Origin of the sequence: Shinella zoogloeoides, from assembly GCF_022682305.1 — a bacterium.
GTDB classification, from domain to species: Bacteria; Pseudomonadota; Alphaproteobacteria; order Rhizobiales; family Rhizobiaceae; genus Shinella; species Shinella zoogloeoides_B.
The window spans coordinates 2,684,797-2,704,002 of record NZ_CP093528.1; the positions used below are offsets into that span (position 1 = coordinate 2,684,797).

A 19,206-nucleotide genomic window follows, 5' to 3' on the forward strand; every position below is an offset into this window, starting at 1 on the left:
CGCCGAACGCTCGCGTGCGGCCTTCGCGGTGCTTGCTGCGCGGGGCCGAAGGGTCCATAAATGGCGTCCGGTCGACCGCAGCAGAGACGACAGCATGAACCTCAAGGAATTCGCCGCACGCATCGGCCTGTCGCAGACGACGGTCAGCCGGGCGATGAGCGGATATCCGGAGGTGAAGCCCGAGACGCGGGCGCGCGTGCTGGAGGCCGCCGAGCGGCTCGGCTACCGGCCGAATATCAGCGCCCAGCGGCTCGCCACCGGCCGGGCCGGCGCCATCGGCATCGTCTTTCAGGGCGGTGGGCGCTTCGGCCCGCATTCCAGCGAGTTCATGGGCGGCCTTTCGACGCGCCTGCAGAAGGACGGCATCGATATCCTCGTCTCGACCGTGGAAACGCAGGACGAGGAGGAGACCGCCTACCGCCGCCTTGCCGCCAGCAAGCGCGTGGATGCGGTGATCGTCCACACCCCCGCCTGCACGGATGCACGCATCGCCCTGCTGCGCGCGCTGGACCTGCCCTTCATCGTACACGGCCGCAGCGAGACGCAGCAGCCGTTCGCCTTTCTCGATATCGATAATTTCGGCGCAATCGAGACCGCGACGCGGCATCTGGCGGGCCTCGGCCACCGCCGCATCGCCCTGATCAACGGCGATATCGCGAGCACCTATGCCCGCGACCGCGATGCCGCCTATCGCGCGACGCTTGCCGCCCATGGCCTTGCCGTCGAGCCGGCACTCGCCGGCCACGGCGAGTTCACGGACGAGACGGGTTTTCGACTGATGCGGGCCTTCCTCACCCTTCCCTCACCGCCGACGGCCGTCATCGCCGGCTCGATGATGTCGGCGCTCGGGGCGATGCGGGCGATCCGCATCGCCGGGCTTGCGGTGGGCACGGACGTCTCCCTCATCGCCCATGACGACGTCTTCCCCTATCTCAGCCCCGACAATCTCGTGCCGGCGCTCACCACGACGCGCTCGCCGATCCGCGCGGCGGGCGAGCGGATCGGCGACATGGTTCTGCGGCTGCTGCAAGGGGAAGCGCCGGAGACCTTGCAGGAGGTCTGGCCGGTCGATTTCATCATTCGCGGCTCGACGGGTCCTGCCCCGGCCTGATCAGACCTTCCGCTCGCAGCGCCCCTTCTCCGTCTCGATGGCGAGGTCGAGAACCTTCTGAAGCTCGGCCGCGTGGCGGAAGCCCGGCTCTATCGTCTGGCGGGCGGCGACGGCCGCGGCGAAGCGCTGATAGTTGGTCGGCACCGTGCCGGCGTCGATCTCCCGCCACACGGCCGTTTCCACATCCGCCCCAAGGCAGCCGCGCAGGATCGATCCCTCGGTCGAGTGGATCACCTCCAGCGCGCCGCGCGCGCCATGCATGCGAAGGCGCAGCTCGTTGAGGTGGCCGGTCGCCCAGCGGCTGGAATGGATGACGCCGAGCGCGCCATTGGCGAAGTCGACGGTCATGGCGAAGCTGTCATTGGCGTCGAGATCATATTCGCCGATGCGGTTGTCCGGCGCCTTGTCGAAGGCCTTCAGGCGCGCGAAGACATGCTCCACGTCGCTCGCCACGCCATAACTGGCGAAGTCGAGGATGTGGATGCCGACATCGCCGAGCACGCCGTTTGAGCCGTGCTTCGTGGACAGCCGCCAGAGCCACTGGCTCTCCGTCGCCCAGTCGCCCCAGGCCTTCGAGACGAGCCAGCTTTGCAGATAGGACGCCTCGACATGGCGCACCGGGCCGATCGCGCCGGCCAGCACCATCTCGCGCGCCTTCTGCAGCGGCGCGACATTGCGGTAGGTCAGGTTCACCATGGTGACGAGGCCGGAAGCTTCCGCCGCGCGCGCCATCTCGTCAGCCCGGGCGTAGTTTTCCGCCAACGGCTTTTCGCACAGGACATGCTTGCCCGCCGCCAGCAGCGCCAGCGTGGTCGAATGGTGCGCCCGGTCGGGCGTCACGTTGGTCGCCGCATCGAAGCCGCCCCAGGCGATGGCCTCCTCCAGCGAGGTGAAGACATGCGCGATGCCATGCTGCGCCGCAAAGGCTTTCGCCCGCGCGGGATCGACATCGACCGCGCCGACGAGTTCAACGCCGTCGATTGCGGCAAAATGCTCGGCATGGGTGTTGGCCATGCCGCCGGTTCCAAGAACGAGAAGTCGCATGGCCTGCCTCAACGGTAACCGGCTTCGCCGGCTTCATGCAGCTTCGGCCCGCGCTCGACGATCGGCTCCAGCGCCGTCTCGACCGGCACGTTCGGCGCATCGTGGATCGCCGGATAGGCGCCCTGCGGGTTGAAGGCCCATTTCACGCCGTTGACGAGCACCTTCTGCACCGTTGCGTCGTGATAGGTCGGATAGGTCTCATGGCCCGGGCGGAAATAGAAGATATTGCCCGCACCGCGCCGCCAGGTGAGGCCCGAACGGAACACCTCCCCGCCGGCGAACCAGGAGATGAACACCGTCTCGAGCGGCTCGGGCACCGAAAACTGCTCGCCGTACATTTCCTCGTTCTCCAGAACGAAGTTCTCGCCAAGCCCCTCGGCGATGGGGTGGCGCGGGTTGACGACCCAGACGCGCTCCCGCTCGCCGGCCTCGCGCCATTTCAGCGCGCAGGGCGTGCCCATCAGGCGCTTGAATATCTTAGAGAAATGGCCGGAATGGAGGACGAGAAGGCCCATGCCCTCCCACACGCGCCTCGCCACCCGTTCCACCACCTCGTCGCTCACCGCGCCGTGATTCTGGTGGCCCCACCAGGTCAGCACGTCCGTCTGCGCCAGGCGCGCCTCCGTCAGGCCGTGTTCCGGCTCCTGCAGGGTGGCCGTTGTGGCCGTGATCGCGGGATCCTGGTTGAGCGCATCGGCAATCGCGGTGTGCATGCCGTTCGGATAGATCGAGCGGACGACCGCGTTCGTCTGCTCGTGGATGTTCTCACCCCATACGATGGTGCGTATTGCCATGTGCCATTCCTTCGAGATCAAAAATTGAAATCGCTTTCAATTCACAAAATCGATAGGGCCGGAAGCGCCGCTTGGCAAGCGGCTGCTCGTCGATTCCGATCCTCGTTCAGTGGAATGTCGACTTGGAGAAGACGTTCAGCACGACGACGCCGGCGATGATGAGGCCAAGGCCGAGAATCGCGGCCGGATCGAGCTTCTGGCCGAAGACGAAATAGCCGACGAGAGAGATCAGCACGATGCCAAGCCCGCTCCAGATCGCATAGGCGATGCCGACCGGCACGAAACGCAGGCTCCACGACAGGAAATAGAAGGCGATGGCGTAGCAAACCACCATCGTCGCCGTCGGCACGAGGCGCGTGAAGTGCTGGGCCGCCTGCATGGCGGAAGTGCCAAGCACCTCGAAGACGATGGCGACGACGAGAACGGAATAAACGGCGGTGAGGTTCATGGCAGGTCTCCGGCGCGGGCCGCGCCAACAAGCGCCGCAGGGCGCGAATTCAGGGACGGGTCAAAGACGCGACAGCACCAGCAGTCGCTCCAGCATGGCCGCGCGCATCGGTGGGTCCATGACCGGCGCGCCGAGCAGGTCGGCCAGCCACAGCCCGTCCACCGCGTAGCGCACCAGCATGGCGTCGAGCGCGGAATCCGTGCCGACATTCTCCGCAAGCTGGCGATCCACCCATTGTCGCCAGCGCTCGCGCAGATGCGGCTCGGAAATGAGCGCGACGATCAGCACCTTCCATTGGTCACCGTCCGCCATGCCCTCCGGCAGGAACCAGACGGCGACATAGGCTCGCGTGAAGCGCCCCTTCGGCTCCGGGTCGTCCCGCATCCTTTCCGCGAGCGCCCGGTCGAACTTGCCCGTCAGGTCGTCGAACAGGCCGTCGAGCAGCGACAGCTTGTTGGGAAAATGGTGCAGCAGCCCGCCCTTGCTGACGCCCGCCGCCTGCGAGACCGCATCGAGCGTCACGCTCGACGGCCCCTTCTCCAGCGACAGCTTCGCCGCGACCTCCAGCAATTGCTGGCGGACGGCCTCGGGATGCTTCTTGCGATGGTGTGCCTTGCTCATGTCAAAACATACCGTCTGGACGGTTTTTTGTCAATCGACGGGAGGAAGGGCGCGCTTCGTCGCAGCGCGTTGGCCGGGATTGCACCCCGCGCATGGCGGCGCTAAGACCGGAGGAACGGGAAGAGCCATGACGGACACGACGGAAAATCAGCAGCAGCAGCGCGAGACGGTCACCCTCTACGAGGCCATCGGCGGCGATGCGACGGTGCGCGCGCTGACGCGCCGCTTCTACGAGCTGATGGACACCCTGCCGGAAGCCGCCCGCTGCCGGGCGGTCCATCCGCCGGATCTCGCCGGCAGCGAGGAAAAACTCTACGAATATCTGACGGGCTGGCTCGGCGGTCCGCCGCTCTATACGCAAAAGCGCGGCCATCCCATGCTGCGCCGCCGCCATTTCGCGGCCCCGATCGGCCCGGCGGAGCGGGACGAATGGCTGCTCTGCTTCGTGCGCGCGCTGGAGGAAACGGTGCAAGGCGAGGGCCTGCGCACCGTCATCCTCGAACCCGTGACGCGTCTCGCCCACCATATGCAGAACCAGGAATGATCCGATGTCCTTTTCGCTCCGCTCGGCAAGCCTCCTCGTCGCCGGCCTGATGGGCCTTGCCGGCGTCGCCGCGGCCGCCGCCGCATCCCATGGCAGCGACCCGCGCCTGATGGCCGGCGCCTCCGCCATGTGCCTCGCCCATGCCCCGGCGCTGATCGCGCTTCATGCCGTATGGCCGTCGGTGCGCACAGCGCCGCTTGCGGCCCTTCTTCTCATCGTCGGCACGGTGCTCTTTGCCAGCGACCTTCTCTTCCGCCACGCGGCAGGCCACGGCCTCTTCCCCATGTCGGCACCAACCGGTGGGTTCCTCATGATGGCGGGATGGCTGGCCGTGGCGCTGGGCGCTTTCCTGCCGCGCGGAAACGCCTGAGATCAACGCTTGGGGATGCGGCCGAAGCGCAGCAGGTTACCGTGCGGATCGTGGATGTAGAACTCTTCCATGTTCCATGGCCGCACGCTCATCGGCGTCAGCCCCGGCACGGCGCGCGCGCTGAACTCGCGGTGAAGATCGGCAATGCCGCCGCCGCGCAGATAGACCGAGGTACGCTCGCAAAGCGTCCGGTCGTCGGTCAGCCAGAAATGCAGCTCCATGCCGGGACGGCGGACGATGAGATAATCGTCCGCCTCATAGACCAGCTCGGCAAAGCCGAGCTTGCCGGCATAGAAATCCCGCGTCGCGGCAATGTCGAGAGACGGCAGGACGGGCAGAACCTCGATGCGGTCCGGATCGTCGGGCACGCTCATGCGCCGACGACAGCCGTAAAGCCCTCGAATTTCGGCGGGCCGAGATAGATGCCGCGATTGTCACCGGCATTCTTGTGGGCCTGCCGGAAATTCTCCGACTGGGTCCAGGCGGTGAAATCGTCCTTGCTCGCCCAGACCGTATGGGAGGCGAAGAGCGTATAGCCCTCCTCCGCATTGGTGTCGCCACGCAGGAGATGGAATGTCCGGAAACCGGGCATTTCGGCAAGGCTCGATTCCCGGCCTTTCCAGATATTCTCGAAGGCTTCTTCATGGCCGACGGCGATGCGGAAACGGTTCATGGCGACAAACATGCGATACCTCTCAGTAGGAATCCCGGCGCACGCGGCGCGGCTCAGGGAAGGCTACGATATTGTCGTTCCGCGCTTCAAGAGCGGATGCGCCCTCGAAAGTCGCAGGCCGGGCCGGCGGACGGGCGCTGTGGAGCGGAAACTCCGTGACGTTAGCGCTTTCTATGATCTCCGCCCGGCGCGTCAGCAGGGCATAGAGTTCCGGCACGAGGCCGTCGCCGTTCTGGGAGGCCAGCTTGTGCAGGCCGATCATCATGAAGGCATCGGGTCTTTCGTCATTCACTGGGTACTGTCTCCCTGGCTCATGCTCTGCAGGGCGCGCTCGAAGGAGGATTTGCTGCCGTTGCGCAGCGGCACGAAGGCCTTCTCCCACTTCTTGCAGCCCGTCTTCACGCGGATGCAGGCATCGTGGCTGATACAGTCGATGGGGCAGAAGACGCAGTCGACCGAAGGCAGCACGTTGTCGATGCGAGAGACCGCCTCGCGAAGTCCGCCATCGTGGTGGATGAGGTTGGCGCCGTAGGAACTGGCGATCTGGCGCAGATGCGCCACCTGGCAATCCCGCCCGCCGACATAGAGGAAGCTGCGCCCTTCGAGACCGGCCTTGTCGCCCTTCTGGGCGTCGCTGTCCTGCTGGCGGGCCTGCTGCTGCCTGTGCTTCTCGCGCATCGCCTTCCTCTCCGCTTCGCCGGTCCGGCGCTTCACCTTGGTGACTTCCACGCTGCGCGGCGCCTGCGGCGCCCTCACCTCGACCCGCACCGCGGCCGGCGCGGCAACCGCCGGTTCCGGCGCGCCGGCCATCTGCTTCTTGAGCGCCGCAAGCTGGCGCTCCAGGTTCGCGATGCGCCGGTCGCGCTCGGCGATCATTGCCTTCAGGACCGATTCCATGCGGCCCGCAGTCATCGAATTCATGCAACTCCCCTTTGGCACTCCGCAAAGGGCGGAGCCTCGGTTCGGGGGCAACCTACAAAACTTGATTTTCAGAGTAAAGTATAAACATGACTAAGTTAGTCATATTTTCACGCAAAAAAAATCCCGCCGATTGGAGGCCGGCGGGAAGGAAACACTCAGTTGAAGAGAATCGGCACGTCGAAGGCCCAGGAAGATCGCCCCGCCCCTTCGGGAATCTTCGCAAAGGGCGCGGCGCGGCGCACCGTATCGACCGCCGCCTGATCGAGGGCGGCGCTGCCCGACGAGCGCGCCAGGCGAATGCCGGTCGCCTGCCCGCCCGCGCCGACGACGAAGCTCACCACCGCCGTGCCCCTCTCGCCGTTACGCCCTCCGCGCTTTGCGCGATTGATCTTGTTACGCACCTTGCCGGGGTAGTTGCTGACGGCGGCATTGCCCGCCATGGACGAATTGCCCTTCTTCTGGCCGCCGACCGACGCGGTCTTCACGTCGGCGGAACCATCGACCTCGCCCTTGGTGGCGTTGGCCTTGGCATTGCCCTTGTCGCCGGCCTTCTTGACGACCTTCTGCTTCGGCTTCTTGCGCTCGACCTTCTTGACCGGCTTTTCCTTCTTCACCTGGGGAACGGGCTTGGCCTCCTCCTCGGGTTCGATCAGCGGCTTAATGTCAGGAACGGGAACCGCGGCAATCTCCACCTCGGAAGAGGGCACGATGAGTTCCGGAACCTGCTCCGACACGACCGGGTCGACCGGCGTGATCTCCGTCGTCTCGGGCTGGATTTCCGCCACTTCCTGCGGCTGCGGCTCGGTGATGTCGGGCTGGATCGTCTCGGGCGTGATGGCGTCTTCGGGATTGCCCGATTCCACCGTCTCGAACGCGCCGTTGCCAAGCATCGCCACTTCCGCGACGACCCCGCCGGCGATCAACGCCTCCTCGTCCTGCTGCGCAGGCGTCATGGTGAGGATTGCCGCCGCCCCGGCATGGGCGAGCAGGGACAGGACGCCCCCACTGATCCAGAGCCACTTGCTTCCAGCCATCGTCCTATCCGCCATTCCGTTCCCGCGCCGCAGCCTCATGCGCGGCGCTACTCAAACTCAGCCTTCGAGACCCGCCGCCGCCTTGCTGCGCGTGACGATGCCATCCATGCAGGCGCCCTTCGCAAGCCCCTCGCCGTCACACACCGGCGCGTCGTTGATCAGAAGGTTCTTCACGGCCTCGCACTTGATGCCCGGCACATCGAACTGGCGCACCTTGGACTTGCCCGCCGGCAGGTCGCGGAAATCGAGCAGCGCAAGGCGCTCCACCGTGCCCTTGTCGTTGAAGATCACGACTTCGAAGGAGACCTTCGCGACATTCTGCGCAAGGCCGCTCTCCGCCACGAAGGTGAAAAGGCAACCCTTCTGCGAGGCGGCGAGCGCATTCAGCTCGACGGTCAGCCCCTTGGCCTTGGCGACCTCCTCGGCCGCTGCGCCGGAAACCGCCGCCGCGGACATCAGGGCCGAAAGAAGAAGGATGCGTACGGTCATTGGCTCGCCTGTCTCGCGTATCGGTTCCAAATCTCGCCGGCCGCCGGGCAAAGAATTAACATGACCTTGCGGCTCCGGTATTGCGTGCATAAAGAAATATGAGTTATGAAGTCAAGATAGCAAACCACAAAATCCCGGTCAAACCCCTGTTCCACCAAGAAAATCCACCGGTCGGAACGCCATGAGGGAATGACGCAACGCATTTCGATGAAGGCCGCGCCCATGAGCAACACGACCCGACCGACCCCCGCCGAAATCCGCGCCTTCCGCGCCGAGAACCTCAAGATGCGCGAGCGCGACATCGCCGCCCAGCTCGGCATTTCGGAAGCCGCCCTCGTCGCGGCCGAAGTCGGCCTGACGGCCGTGCGCATCGACGGGGACGCCAACCGCTTCCTGGAGCGCTCGGAAGCGCTCGGCGAGGTCATGGCCCTCACCCGCAACGAAAGCGTCGTGCACGAAAAGATCGGCGTCTTCGAGAAGATCAACACGGGCAAGCATGCCTCCATCGTGCTCGGCGAGAACATCGACCTGCGCATCTTCCCCGGCACCTGGGCGCACGGTTTCGCCGTGACCAAGACGGACGGCGACCAGGTCCGCCGCAGCCTGCAGTTCTTCGACAAGGCGGGCGAAGCCGTGCACAAGGTTCACCTGCGCCCGGCCTCCAACCTCGAAGCCTATGAAGCCATCGTCGCCGACTTCCGCCTGGAGGACCAGTCGCAGGAATTCGTCGAGGTCGTCACGGAAAAGACCGTCGAGACCGGCCCCGTCGACGTCGCCGCGCTGCGCGAAGGCTGGAGCGCCATGACGGATACCCATCAGTTCTTCGGCCTGCTGCGCAAGCTCAAGGTCGCCCGCCAGGACGCCGTGCGCAGCGTCGGCGAGGACTTCGCCCATGAAGTGCGCGCCGATGCGGTCAGCGAGTTGCTGCGCGCCTCGGCCGAGCGCGAGGCCGAGATCATGTGCTTCGTCGGCAACCACGGCACGATCCAGATCCACACCGGCCCGGTGAAGAACATCCAGCCGATGGGTCCCTGGATCAACGTGCTCGATCCGACCTTCCACATGCACCTGCGCACGGACCACATCGCCGAATGCTGGGTGGTGCGCAAGCCGACCACCGACGGTCATGTCACCTCGCTGGAAGCCTACGACGCCAGCGGCGAGATGATCATCCAGTTCTTCGGCAAGCGGAAGGAAGGCATGGTGGAGCGCCCCGACTGGCGCGAGATCCTCGCCAACCTGCCGCGCCCGGACAGCGCGGCCGCCTGAGCCGAACCAAGCAGCGGGTCCTTGCGCCGAGCGCGGGGACCCCGGAACCGCCGAAGGACCGTCCGATGAGCAAGAGTCTCGATTTTCGCCGCGCCCGCCCCTGGGAAGTGGCCCTCACCCTCCTTGCGCTTTCCGCGCCCATCGCCCTGCCCTTCGCGGCGGGCGGCGAAGGCGGCTTCATCCGCAAGGCGGTCGCGCAGGAAATGCAGCAGGCCGACACTTCCAGGCTCGTGACGATCGGCGGCGCCCTCACCGAGATCGTCTATGCGCTCGGTGAGGAAAAGCGGCTGGTCGCGCGCGACAGCACCAGCATGTATCCGGAAGAGGCGATGAAGCTGCCGGATGTCGGCTACATGCGCGCGCTTTCGCCGGAAGGCGTCATCGCCGTCAACCCGACCGCGATCCTCGCCGTCGAGGGCAGCGGCCCCGCCGACGCCCTCGCGGTGCTGAAAAGCGCGGGTATCCCCTTCGAGACCGTGCCGGAAGGCTACGACCGCGCGGCGATCCTCAAGAAGATCGATGCCGTCGGCAATTTCCTCGGCGTGCCGGAAAAGGCCAAGGCGCTCGAGGAGAAGGTCGGCGCCGAACTCGACGCCGCCATCGCCGACGCGGCCAAGCGGCCGGAAAGCGAGCGCAAGCGCGTCCTCTTCATCCTGAGCTTCCAGAACGGCCGCATCATGGCCGCCGGCGGCCATACCGCCGCAGACGGCATCATCGGCCTTGCCGGCGCGATCAACGCGACGGATGGCGCGTTCGAGGGCTACAAGCCGCTCACCGATGAGGCGGTGATCAACGCCAAGCCGGACGTCATCATGGTCATGCGACGCCCCGGCGCGGAAAGCTCGGACGAGGACATCCTCGGCCATCCGGCGATCTCCGTCACCCCGGCCGGCCAGAACAAGGCGATCCTGCGCATGAACAGCCTGCACCTGCTCGGCTTCGGCCCGCGCACCGCCTCGGCCATCAGCGATCTCAACAAAGAACTCTACGGCAAATCCGGCAATGTCTCTCAATGACGCCGTGCGCGCGCCGAGCGCCCGCGGTTCCTTCCTGATGCGCGCCGGAACGGCCCGGGCGACCGGCGACCGGACGGCCATCGCGCGCCTGACGCTCGTCGTCCTCGTCGTGCTGTCCATCGTCGCACTCGCTCTTTCCATCGCGACCGGCGCGTCGGACGCCTCGGCCGTCGGGGTCATCGGCGCGCTGCTGGGCGGCGCGGAAGACACGGCCCTCAGCCTGCGCGACCGCATCATCGTCTTCGATATCCGCATGCCCCGCGCCCTGCTCGGCTTCCTGATCGGCGCGGCGCTCGCCATGTCCGGCGCGGTCATGCAGGGCCTCTTCCGCAATCCGCTCGCCGATCCCGGCCTCGTCGGCATCTCCTCCGGCTCGGCGCTCGGCGCGGTGCTGATGATCGTGCTCGGCGGCGCGCTTCCGGCCGGCCTGATGCTGACGCTCGGCCCCTATGCCCTGCCCGTCGCCGCCTTCGTCGGCGGCCTGCTCACGACGCTCATGCTCTACCGCATCGCCACGCGCGGCGGCCAGACCTCCGTCGCCACGATGCTGCTCGCCGGCATCGCCATCGCCGCGCTCGCCGGGGCCGTCACCGGCATCCTCATCTACATGGCCGACGACAAGCAGCTCCGCGACATCACCTTCTGGGGTCTCGGCTCGCTGTCCGGCATGACCTGGACAAAACTCTTCGCCGCCGGCCCGATCATCCTCGCCGCCCTCCTCGTCGTGCCCTTCCTGTCGCGTGGCCTCAACGCCATCACGCTCGGCGAGGCCGCCGCCTTCCATATGGGCGTGAAGGTGCAGCGGCTGAAATACATCGCCATCGTCGCCGTCGCCGGCGCGGTCGGCGCATCGGTCGCCGTCAGCGGCGGCATCGGCTTCGTCGGCATCGTCGTGCCGCATCTCCTGCGCATCGTCATCGGGCCGGATCACCGCTACCTGCTGCCGGCCTCGGCGCTGCTCGGCGGTGTGCTGCTGCTGGGCGCGGACATGCTGGCGCGCATCATCGTCGCTCCCGCCGAACTGCCGATCGGCATCATAACGGCGCTGGCCGGCGCACCCTTCTTCCTCTGGGTTCTGCTGCGCGACCGCACGCGGAACGGCTGGTAGACCCCATGATCACCGCATCGAACCTTTCGGTCAGCCTTTCGGGCAAGCCCATCGTGCACGGCGTCTCGCTCGTCGCAAAGCCCGGCGAGGTCACCGCCATCGTCGGCCCCAACGGTTCCGGCAAGACGACGACGCTGAAGGCCATCGCCGGGGAACTCGCCAGCAAGGGCGACATCACCCTCAACGGCCATGACATCCGCACGCTCGAACCCTGGCAGCTCGCCACCAAGCGCGCCGTGCTGCCGCAGGCCGCGACCATCGCCTTCCCCTTCACTGTGCGCGAGATCGTCCGCCTCGGCCTCACCGTCGGCCCGAACCGCCATGCCGAGCGCATCGACGCGGTCACGGCCGAGGCGCTTGCCGCCGTCGACCTCGCGGGCTTTGCCGGCCGTCTCTACCAGGAGCTTTCCGGCGGCGAACAGCAGCGCGTGCAGCTCGCCCGCGTGCTGTCGCAGATCTGGGAGCCGGTGCTCGACGGAGAACCCTGCTTCCTGCTGCTCGACGAGCCCGTCTCGGCCCTCGACATCCGCCACCAGCTCACCATCATGCAGCTTGCACGCCGCTATTGCGAAGGCGGCGGCGGTGTGATCGCCGTCATGCACGACCTCAACCTCACCGCCATGTTCGCCGATCATATGGTGATGATGAAGGACGGCCGCATCGAACGGTCCGGCGCGCCCGCCGAGGTGATGACGGACGATGCGATGGAGACCGTGTTCGGCTGTCGAATGCGCATCAACGGCGTGCCCTCCGGCGGCGTGCCCTTCGTGCTGCCCCATACCGCTTCGGCCTGATTGCGCCGCCACCCGGCGGAACCTTTTGCACCATATCTGCGTTTACCAGCCGAGAACCGCTCCGCCGCGAAGGCGGGCGGCGTCCGCAAAAGGAGACATGGCATGGCCACAGGACTGTTTTCGTCCCGCAGCAAGACCCTTCACGACGATGCCCAGGCAGTAGAGGAGCAGATCGCCGAACTGCGCGAGGAAATCGCGGCGCTCGCCCGCACCCTTGCCGACGACGCCTCCAGGGGCGCCGGCAGCGTCCGCCGAAAGGCCCGCGCCGCGAAGGCCGAGGCGAGCGAGGCCGCTCAGGACCTGAAGAGCCGCGCGGAAAACGACATCCGCGACATGATCGCCGCCGGGGAGGACATTCTCGCCGATTTTCAGGGCCGTTACCAGGAGTCCGGCCGCAAGGCGCGCCAGGCGGTGCACGACCATCCGCTCACCACGCTCGGCATCGCCGCCGTCGCCGGCTTCGCGCTCGCCGCTCTGCTGCGGCGCTGATTTCCCGCCTTTACGCCCGAAGCTGCCGTCGCGGCGGCTTCCGTTCCACACGGAGAAAAGACGGCATGCTGTCATTGGGGGCCATTCTCATCCAGAACCTCGTCACCCGCGTCACCGACCGGGTGGACGAGACGCTGGACAGCGCAAAGCGCAATGCGGTTGCCGGCCTCCTCGTCGGCGTGCTGCTCGTCACGGCCTATGTGCTCGCCCTCGCCGGGGCGACGGTGGCGCTCGCCGAGCGCTACGGCACCGTGCCCGCCCTCTTCGGCCTTGCCGGCGGCTTCCTCATTCTGTCACTGGTCGTGCTGGCCGTCGTCGCGGCACGCAACAGGCGCGAGCGCGAACTGCGCCGCATCCGCCGCCAGCAACTCGCCGCCCGGCGCGACCTGCTGGCCGCCGCCGCCACCGCAGCCACCCGCAAGCCTCTTGCCGCGACAGCCGTTGCCCTCGCGCTCGGTTTCCTCCTCGCGCCGAAATCCCGCCGCGACGACGACTGACCTTCTATCCTTTCCGGAAAACGGCGCCGCTCAAAGCGGCATGCGCACGACCGCCGTCACGCCTTTCGGCAGATACTCGACATGCACGCTGCTGCCGAGGACCTTGTCGAGGCTCCGCTCGATCAGCACCGAACCGAAACCGCGCCGGCCGGCGGCCGGATCGACCGGCGGGCCGCCGACCTCGTGCCACGTCATGTTGAGCACGCGCTGGCTATCCTCGTTCACCACGCGGGCGGTGATCACCACCTTGCCGGATCGCACGGACAAGGCCCCGTATTTGCGGGCATTGGTGGCAAGCTCGTGCAGCACGAGACCGAGGCCGACCGCCTGGTCCGGCCCCAGCTCCACCTCGTCCTTGTGGATCTCGATCTGGCTTTCGTAATCCATCGCATAGGGCAATATCTGCTTCTGCAGCAGCATTTTCAGATGGATCACGCCCCATTCATGGTCGCTGAGCAGGCCGTGCGCCTCCGACAACGATTGCAGGCGGCCGGCGAAAGCCTCCATGAACTCCACCGGGTCGCTGGTCTGGCGCAGGGTCTGGCGCGCCAGCGATTGCAGCATGGCGAGCGTATTCTTCACCCGATGGTTCAGCTCCCGCAGCAGGAGGCGTGTCCGTTCCGAGGCGAGCTGCCCGTCGGTGACATCCACATTGATGCCGAGGAACACGGTCGGGCGACCCTCCCCATCCCATTCGTGCACGCGGCCGCGGCCGAGCAGCCAGCGTCCGGTTTTCGCCGCACGGAACAGGCCGTCATATTCCTTGCCGGTGGAAAGCGCGCTGCGCAGGCGGTCGATGGTCACCTTGCGGTCGGCCGGATGCACGGAGGTGAAGAATTTCCGCGCGCTCATCGGCCTTGCCGGCTTGACGCCCAGCATGCGGTAGAAGGTCTCGTTGCCGGAAACCACACCGGTCGAGATATCCCAGAGCCAGCTTGCCACATTGGCCGCGTCGAGCGCCAGCGCATGGCGCTTTTCCTCCCGCGAGAGCGCTTCGGCCGCCAGCGCGCGCCGCCGCGCCTCGTCCTTCAGCGTGATAAGAGAGGCAGCAACCCCCGCAAGCCGCTGCAACTGCGGCAGCAGGTCCCCCGCAAGGCCGACATGAGGCTTCACATCGAAGACGCAGACCGTGCCGATGGCCTGGCCACCGATCTGGACCGGCGCACCGGCGTAAAAGCGCAGGTGCGGCTCGCCCGTCACACTCGGCAGGCCGGCAAAGCGCGGGTCACCATGGGTGTCGGCAACGGCCAGCGGCTCGCCCGGACACGCCGCGAGCATGCGCGCGCAGAAGGAATCCTCCGACGGCGCGCGAATTTCCGGCGTACCCTTGCGGGCAAGGAACCACTGGTCCTTGCGGCCAAGCACGGTGACAAGCGCGATCGGCACACTGAAGAGTGCGGCGGCAAGCGCGGCGATATCGTCGAAATCGGGATCGGGACCGAGAAAGACCGGCATGGCCGCGTCGAGCGCCGCCAAACGGTCGGGCGCGCCCAGAACCGCAGCGACTTCGGATGGCAATGGCTGCATATTGTCCTTCATCTCTTCTCGGTACGCGATTCTGCCCCTGCTTTCACCCGTTAAACGCGTGCCAGGTTGCGCATTCGCCTCTACCCTCACGTTTGCGCCGCCCGCCGGAAGGACGGGCGGCGTGCCGTTGCCTCAGGATGCGAAGGCGCGCGACGTGATGGGCGCGGACACCGCGTCCGGCCCGTAGTCGCTCTCGCCGCTCACCTGCAGCAGCTCCTGCAGACGCTGGCGGGCGCGATTCACGCGGCTCTTGATCGTGCCGAGCGCGCAGCCGCAGATTTCCGCCGCCTCCTCGTAGGAGAAGCCGGAAGCGCCGACGAGGATGATCGCCTCGCGCTGCTCGTCCGGTAACTTCTCCAGCGCCTTCTTGAAGTCCTGCATGTCGAGCGAGCCGTATTGCGAGGGGTGCTGTGCAAGGTTCTCGGTGAAGATACCGTCGCTATCCTGCACTTCGCGGCCGCGCTTGCGCAGCTTGCTGTAAAGCTCGTTGCGCAGGATCGTGAAGAGCCACGCCTTCATGTTCGTGCCCATCTCGAACTGTTCCTGCTTGGCCCAGGCCTTCATGATCGTGTCCTGTACGAGATCGTCGGCCTGGTCGTGGCGGCCGATCAGGGAGATCGCGAAGGCGCGAAGGCTCGGCAGGACCGCCAGCATCTCGCGCTTGAAAGTCGTCTGTTCCCGGTCCATCGCTTCCTCACTCGGCACGTTGCACACTGCCTTCGACAGCATCCAATTTTTCGAGAAGATCCAGGAACCTCTGGGGAAGCGCCTCGTCCTGTACGGAATGGTAGAATGCGCGCAGCTTCATCGCAATCTGCGCATTCGGGTCACCCGGTCGTTTGGGAGGTTTGTTCGTGCTGTTTGTGGTGTTCACGCTATTCACTCTCGGCCGCTTTCATATCTCTATCCACGCCCCGGAACGGATTTGGCTTGAAAATGCCCGGCATCAAAAAAAGTTCCCGGTCCCGGAACCTAAATTTGGCTCCCGCGTTCAAACCGTCGACTGCAACTGCAGAAAATCGAGAACAGGGGAACACCATGCCCATTTCCGACCGTATCGGACCGCACCTTCCGGCCCTGCGCCGCTATGCCCGTGCCCTGGCGGGCACCCAGTCCTCGGGCGATGCCTATGTGGCCGCCACGCTCGAAACCATCCTCGTCGACCCCATGCTCATGCGCGAGGGCGAGGACGACAAGATGAGGCTCTTCGCACTGCTCAGCCGCATCATCGCCTCGCTGCCGGTCTCGATGGGCCGGGGCGCATCTTCCCTCGTTCCCGGCGCGGAGACGCCCTTCGATCTTTCCGGTGTTCCCCCGCGCGGCCGGCAGGCTCTGCTGCTCGCGACGGTCGAGGGCTTCTCCGTCGAGGAGACGGCCGAAATCCTTGAAGCGGAAACGACGGCCATTCGCGCCCTGCTCGACGCCGCCTTCGCGGAGATCGCCGCCCAGGCCGAAACGGGCATCATGATCATCGAGGACGAGCCGCTGATCGCGCTCGACCTTGCCCATATGGTGAGCGGCATGGGCCATCGGGTGACCGGCATCGCCCGCACCCAGGCGGAAGCCGAGACGCTGTGGAGCGACAGCCAGCCCGGCCTCGTGCTCGCCGACGTCAAGCTCGCCGACGGCTCCTCCGGCATCGACGCCGTGAACACGATCCTTGCCCGTACCGATATTCCCGTCATCTTCATCACGGCCTATCCGGAAAAGCTGCTGACGGGCGAACGCCCGGAGCCGGCCTTCCTCGTGTCGAAGCCCTTCAATCCGGAGCAGGTGAAGGTGCTTATCAACCAGGCCCTTCTCTTCACGCCGCAGACCCGCGCAGCGGCCTGATCCCGCTCCCGGACAGCCGTAGCGGCGGCGCGGCGGCGGCGGTGGGACGGCACGCCCACCGCCGCTTTTGTTTGCGTCAAATCTTCCGTTTCACAGGCGCAAAAGAAAACAGCCAGCGCCGGAGGCACTGGCTGCTTGAGTATCCACGGACCGGAGGGGGACACGGTATCGTGGTCGATCACCAGTCGAGGGCCTCGCATTTGGGGGATATGCGCAGACCGGTGACGCCGTAGAAACACACGGCGGACGATTTGGTTCCATCCGGTTGCAAATTTTTTTGGTCTTTTTTCAACCGATCGCCTCAAGCTCCGCCCGGTGGCGGGAAAGCGCGAGGAACCGGCGATAATCCCGGTCATAGCCGGCCTTGCGCGCGGCGTCAGGCAGGAATTCCGTGCCGCCCCCCTGCATGCCCGCGCCGGCCGCCGGCAGGTCCGGATACAGGCCGCCGGCAACCGCCGCGACCATCGCCGTTCCCAGAAGCACCGCATCACCGCTGTCCGGCACCACGATGCGGCAGCCGGTGACGTCTCGGTAGAGTTCCAGCAGCAGCGGATTGCGCACATGGCCGCCGGCGACATGGAGCACATCGGCCGGATAGCCCGCGTCGTTCAGCTTTTCGAGAATCTGGCGGATACCGAGCGCGATGGCCACCGCAGTGCGCCAGTAGAGCCGGCAGAGGCCGTCGAAGGACGCATCGAGCGACAGGCCGCTGATCACCCCGAGCGCGTGCGGATCGGCCAGCGGCGAGCGGTTGCCGTGGAAATCGGGCAGGACATGCAGCCGGGCAGCGAAGGCCTCTCCCTCTTCCGCCCGCATCTCGGCTATGCGTGCCGCGATCCGGGCATGGGTCGCCGCATCCGGCTCGCCACCCGCGCCATGCGCCCGCACGATATGGTCGAGCAACGCGCCCGCGGCGGACTGGCCGCCCTCGATGAGCCAATGGCCCGGCAGCACCACCTCGTAATACGGTCCCCACATGCCGAAGCCGAACTTCTTTTCCCGCGAAAGCGCGACGATGCAGCTCGATGTGCCGCCGATCAGCGCGAGGCGACGTTCCAGCCTGTCCGGCGCGCCGGCGAAGGGGCCGAGCACGCCGAGCGCGCCGGCATAGGCATCGATCAGCCCCGCCGCGACCACGCAGTCCGTGTCGAGACCGAGGCTGGCGGCCGCCTCCGGGGTCAGCCGCCCAACGGCCGCGCCGACGGCAAGCGTCTGCGCAGGCAGGGCACCGCGTTCACGTACATCCTCAAGGCCGATCGCCTGCAGGAAGCTCTCGCTCCAGCCGCTTCGCTCATGGGAGAGATAGTTCCACTTGGCCGCCATGGTGCAGCGCGAGCGGGCATTCATGCCGGTCGCCCGCCAAGTGATGAAATCGGCAAGATCGAAGAAATAGCCGGCCTTCGCCCATTGCGCCGGCTGATGGCGCTTCAGCCAAAGAAGCTTCGGCATCTGCATTTCCGGCGACATGACATGGCCGGAATGGGCGAGAACCGGGTGCTGCGTGGCAGTGCAGGCATCCGCCTCCTCCAGCGCGCGGTGATCGAGCCAGACGATGGTGTCCCAGCGCGCGTCCTCGCCGCCGGAAACGGCAAGCGGCCTCCCGGCTCCGTCGCGCACGACGAGCGAGCAGGTCGCGTCGACGCCGAGGGCGGCGACCCGGGAGGCATCCGCACCCGCCGCCGCGCAGGCGGCCTTCACCGCCACGCACAGGGCGCGCCAGATATCTTCCGAATCGTGCTCGGCGTGATTGACGCTGGGGCGGCGCATGGCGATGGGATGTTCGGAACGCCCGAGCAGCGCGCCGCGCCGGTCGAAGACGCCGGCCCGGGCACTGCCCGTGCCGATGTCCACCGCAACGATCAGATCGCGCATCAATGCTCTTTCCCGCCGTCCTCGTCCTCACGGACAAACTGTAACAATTCCCGCATGTCGTCAAACAGGGCGTCGGGCTGGAGGCTGAGGAGAGCCTCGCGGTGCTGCGGCGAGCGCGCATGGGAACCGCCGGTGAAAGCGACGACCCGCATGCCGGCGGATTTCGCGGCGGCGATGCCGGCCGGACTGTCCTCCACGACCACGCAGCGGCCCGGCTCCACCCCCATGGCCGCGCTGGCATGGAGGAAAAGGTCAGGCGCGGGCTTGCCGTGCCTGACCATGCTGGCGCTGAAGATGTTCGGCTCGAAACGGTCGAGCAGGCCTGTGACGGAAAGCGACAGGCGGATGCGTTCCGGCTGGCTCGACGAGGCCACGCAATGAGCGATGCCCAGCCCATCGACGGTCTCTGCTATGCCCGCAATGGGCTGCAGTTCGCTGCGGAAGCGCTCGTAGAGCGCCTTGCGCATGCTATCGAGAAAGGCGGCGTCGACGGCGAGGCCATAGTCGTCATGCAGGATTTCCGACATGCTTTTCAGGCTGCGCCCGAGGAAACGCTGGTGCGCCTCCTCCTCGCTCATCGTCACGCCGGCCGCGGCAAGGGCCTCGACCAGCACCGTGATCGAGATCGGCTCGCTGTCGACGAGCACGCCGTCGCAATCGAAGATGACCAGTTGTGTCGCTATGGCGGCCATGGCGTTCCGTTCCGTGTTCAGGCCCCCGTTGGTACTGTCTGCCCCGCGCGATGGAAAGCC

At 66.5% G+C, this 19,206-nt stretch carries 25 protein-coding genes; 10 read left to right on the forward strand and 15 right to left on the reverse strand.

Translation table 11 applies throughout. From position 1 onward, the window contains the following. Positions 1 to 94: 94 nt before the first annotated feature. Positions 95 to 1,111 (forward strand): LacI family DNA-binding transcriptional regulator, encoded by a 1,017-nt coding sequence (locus MOE34_RS13385; protein WP_242217629.1) that lies wholly within the window; start codon positions 95 to 97, stop codon positions 1,109 to 1,111. Here MOE34_RS13385 and MOE34_RS13390 read toward each other — a convergent pair whose 3' ends face one another. The 4 genes from MOE34_RS13390 to MOE34_RS13405 form a co-directional block, all read right to left on the reverse strand. Continuing rightward, positions 1,112 to 2,155: a Gfo/Idh/MocA family protein gene (locus MOE34_RS13390; RefSeq protein ID WP_242217632.1), complete on the reverse strand. Its 1,044-nt coding sequence runs from the start codon at positions 2,153 to 2,155 to the stop codon at positions 1,112 to 1,114. 8 nt (positions 2,156 to 2,163) lie between these two features. Beyond that, positions 2,164 to 2,949: a ThuA domain-containing protein gene (locus MOE34_RS13395; protein ID WP_242217634.1), complete on the reverse strand. Its 786-nt coding sequence runs from the start codon at positions 2,947 to 2,949 to the stop codon at positions 2,164 to 2,166. Positions 2,950 to 3,055: 106 nt separating this feature from the next. Beyond that, entirely contained in the window at positions 3,056 to 3,397 is a 342-nt protein-coding gene (locus tag MOE34_RS13400; protein ID WP_242217637.1) for a DMT family transporter, read from the reverse strand. 60 nt (positions 3,398 to 3,457) lie between these two features. Beyond that, entirely contained in the window at positions 3,458 to 4,018 is a 561-nt protein-coding gene (locus tag MOE34_RS13405) for a TetR/AcrR family transcriptional regulator (RefSeq protein WP_242217639.1), read from the reverse strand. Positions 4,019 to 4,145: 127 nt separating this feature from the next. Between MOE34_RS13405 and MOE34_RS13410 the strand changes: the two genes are divergently transcribed. Then, entirely contained in the window at positions 4,146 to 4,562 is a 417-nt protein-coding gene (locus tag MOE34_RS13410) for a group II truncated hemoglobin (RefSeq protein ID WP_242217641.1), read from the forward strand. Positions 4,563 to 4,566: 4 nt separating this feature from the next. Next, the gene (locus MOE34_RS13415; RefSeq protein WP_242217643.1) at positions 4,567 to 4,932 is read left to right on the forward strand and encodes a DUF423 domain-containing protein; all 366 of its coding nucleotides are present in this window, start codon (positions 4,567 to 4,569) and stop codon (positions 4,930 to 4,932) included. Between the two features lie 2 nt (positions 4,933 to 4,934). Here MOE34_RS13415 and MOE34_RS13420 read toward each other — a convergent pair whose 3' ends face one another. From MOE34_RS13420 to MOE34_RS13445, 6 genes are all read right to left on the reverse strand, one after another. After that, positions 4,935 to 5,306, reverse strand: a complete 372-nt coding sequence (locus MOE34_RS13420; protein ID WP_242217645.1) for a bleomycin resistance protein — start codon at positions 5,304 to 5,306, stop codon at positions 4,935 to 4,937. Further along, positions 5,303 to 5,617 (reverse strand): antibiotic biosynthesis monooxygenase family protein, encoded by a 315-nt coding sequence (locus MOE34_RS13425; RefSeq protein WP_242217647.1) that lies wholly within the window; start codon positions 5,615 to 5,617, stop codon positions 5,303 to 5,305. Before MOE34_RS13425 ends, MOE34_RS13420 begins: the two co-directional genes overlap by 4 nt. 10 nt (positions 5,618 to 5,627) lie before the next feature. Next, a complete protein-coding gene (locus MOE34_RS13430; RefSeq protein ID WP_242217648.1) occupies positions 5,628 to 5,897 on the reverse strand; it encodes a hypothetical protein in 270 nt (89 codons plus the stop codon). Beyond that, on the reverse strand, positions 5,894 to 6,283 hold the full coding sequence (locus tag MOE34_RS13435; protein ID WP_242224000.1) for a DUF2325 domain-containing protein: 390 nt from the start codon (positions 6,281 to 6,283) through the stop codon (positions 5,894 to 5,896). The genes MOE34_RS13430 and MOE34_RS13435 overlap by 4 nt, the downstream gene beginning before the upstream one ends. A 398-nt stretch (positions 6,284 to 6,681) precedes the next feature. Beyond that, entirely contained in the window at positions 6,682 to 7,560 is an 879-nt protein-coding gene (locus MOE34_RS13440) for a cell envelope integrity protein TolA (RefSeq protein ID WP_242217649.1), read from the reverse strand. Positions 7,561 to 7,617: 57 nt separating this feature from the next. Continuing rightward, on the reverse strand, positions 7,618 to 8,049 hold the full coding sequence (locus MOE34_RS13445) for a hypothetical protein (RefSeq protein WP_242217650.1): 432 nt from the start codon (positions 8,047 to 8,049) through the stop codon (positions 7,618 to 7,620). Positions 8,050 to 8,271: 222 nt separating this feature from the next. On the opposite strand from MOE34_RS13445, the gene MOE34_RS13450 reads away from it, so the two are divergent. The 6 genes from MOE34_RS13450 (at position 8,272) to MOE34_RS13475 (ending at position 13,222) form a co-directional block, all read left to right on the forward strand. Further along, positions 8,272 to 9,318 (forward strand): hemin-degrading factor, encoded by a 1,047-nt coding sequence (locus tag MOE34_RS13450; protein ID WP_242224002.1) that lies wholly within the window; start codon positions 8,272 to 8,274, stop codon positions 9,316 to 9,318. Between the two features lie 65 nt (positions 9,319 to 9,383). After that, positions 9,384 to 10,334 carry a heme/hemin ABC transporter substrate-binding protein gene (locus tag MOE34_RS13455; RefSeq protein ID WP_242217651.1) on the forward strand — a complete coding sequence of 317 codons (951 nt, stop codon included), beginning with the start codon at positions 9,384 to 9,386 and terminating at the stop codon, positions 10,332 to 10,334. Then, positions 10,321 to 11,442, forward strand: coding sequence for a FecCD family ABC transporter permease (locus MOE34_RS13460; protein ID WP_431522380.1), 1,122 nt, complete (start codon positions 10,321 to 10,323; stop codon positions 11,440 to 11,442). Before MOE34_RS13455 ends, MOE34_RS13460 begins: the two co-directional genes overlap by 14 nt. A gap of 5 nt (positions 11,443 to 11,447) precedes the next feature. Next, positions 11,448 to 12,236: a heme ABC transporter ATP-binding protein gene (locus tag MOE34_RS13465; RefSeq protein ID WP_242217653.1), complete on the forward strand. Its 789-nt coding sequence runs from the start codon at positions 11,448 to 11,450 to the stop codon at positions 12,234 to 12,236. Between the two features lie 102 nt (positions 12,237 to 12,338). Next, entirely contained in the window at positions 12,339 to 12,725 is a 387-nt protein-coding gene (locus MOE34_RS13470) for a glycine zipper domain-containing protein (RefSeq protein WP_242217655.1), read from the forward strand. A 65-nt stretch (positions 12,726 to 12,790) separates the two neighbouring features. Further along, positions 12,791 to 13,222: a hypothetical protein gene (locus MOE34_RS13475; RefSeq protein ID WP_242217656.1), complete on the forward strand. Its 432-nt coding sequence runs from the start codon at positions 12,791 to 12,793 to the stop codon at positions 13,220 to 13,222. Positions 13,223 to 13,252: 30 nt separating this feature from the next. Here the strand turns inward: MOE34_RS13475 and MOE34_RS13480 are convergent, their stop codons facing one another. From MOE34_RS13480 to MOE34_RS13490, 3 genes are all read right to left on the reverse strand, one after another. After that, positions 13,253 to 14,761 carry an HWE histidine kinase domain-containing protein gene (locus MOE34_RS13480; protein WP_242217657.1) on the reverse strand — a complete coding sequence of 503 codons (1,509 nt, stop codon included), beginning with the start codon at positions 14,759 to 14,761 and terminating at the stop codon, positions 13,253 to 13,255. Positions 14,762 to 14,881: 120 nt separating this feature from the next. Continuing rightward, positions 14,882 to 15,436, reverse strand: a complete 555-nt coding sequence (locus MOE34_RS13485) for an RNA polymerase sigma factor (protein ID WP_242224007.1) — start codon at positions 15,434 to 15,436, stop codon at positions 14,882 to 14,884. Between the two features lie 7 nt (positions 15,437 to 15,443). Beyond that, a complete protein-coding gene (locus tag MOE34_RS13490) occupies positions 15,444 to 15,623 on the reverse strand; it encodes a NepR family anti-sigma factor (protein WP_242217658.1) in 180 nt (59 codons plus the stop codon). Between the two features lie 164 nt (positions 15,624 to 15,787). Here MOE34_RS13490 and MOE34_RS13495 point away from each other — a divergent pair, with 164 nt between their 5' ends. Then, the gene (locus MOE34_RS13495) at positions 15,788 to 16,582 is read left to right on the forward strand and encodes a response regulator (protein WP_242217659.1); all 795 of its coding nucleotides are present in this window, start codon (positions 15,788 to 15,790) and stop codon (positions 16,580 to 16,582) included. A gap of 288 nt (positions 16,583 to 16,870) precedes the next feature. On the opposite strand, the gene MOE34_RS13500 is transcribed toward MOE34_RS13495, so the two are convergent. Both MOE34_RS13500 and MOE34_RS13505 read right to left on the reverse strand, forming a co-directional pair. Beyond that, entirely contained in the window at positions 16,871 to 18,454 is a 1,584-nt protein-coding gene (locus MOE34_RS13500; protein ID WP_242217661.1) for an FGGY-family carbohydrate kinase, read from the reverse strand. Continuing rightward, positions 18,454 to 19,146 carry an HAD family hydrolase gene (locus tag MOE34_RS13505; protein WP_242217662.1) on the reverse strand — a complete coding sequence of 231 codons (693 nt, stop codon included), beginning with the start codon at positions 19,144 to 19,146 and terminating at the stop codon, positions 18,454 to 18,456. The genes MOE34_RS13500 and MOE34_RS13505 overlap by 1 nt, the downstream gene beginning before the upstream one ends. Positions 19,147 to 19,206 lie beyond the last annotated feature (60 nt).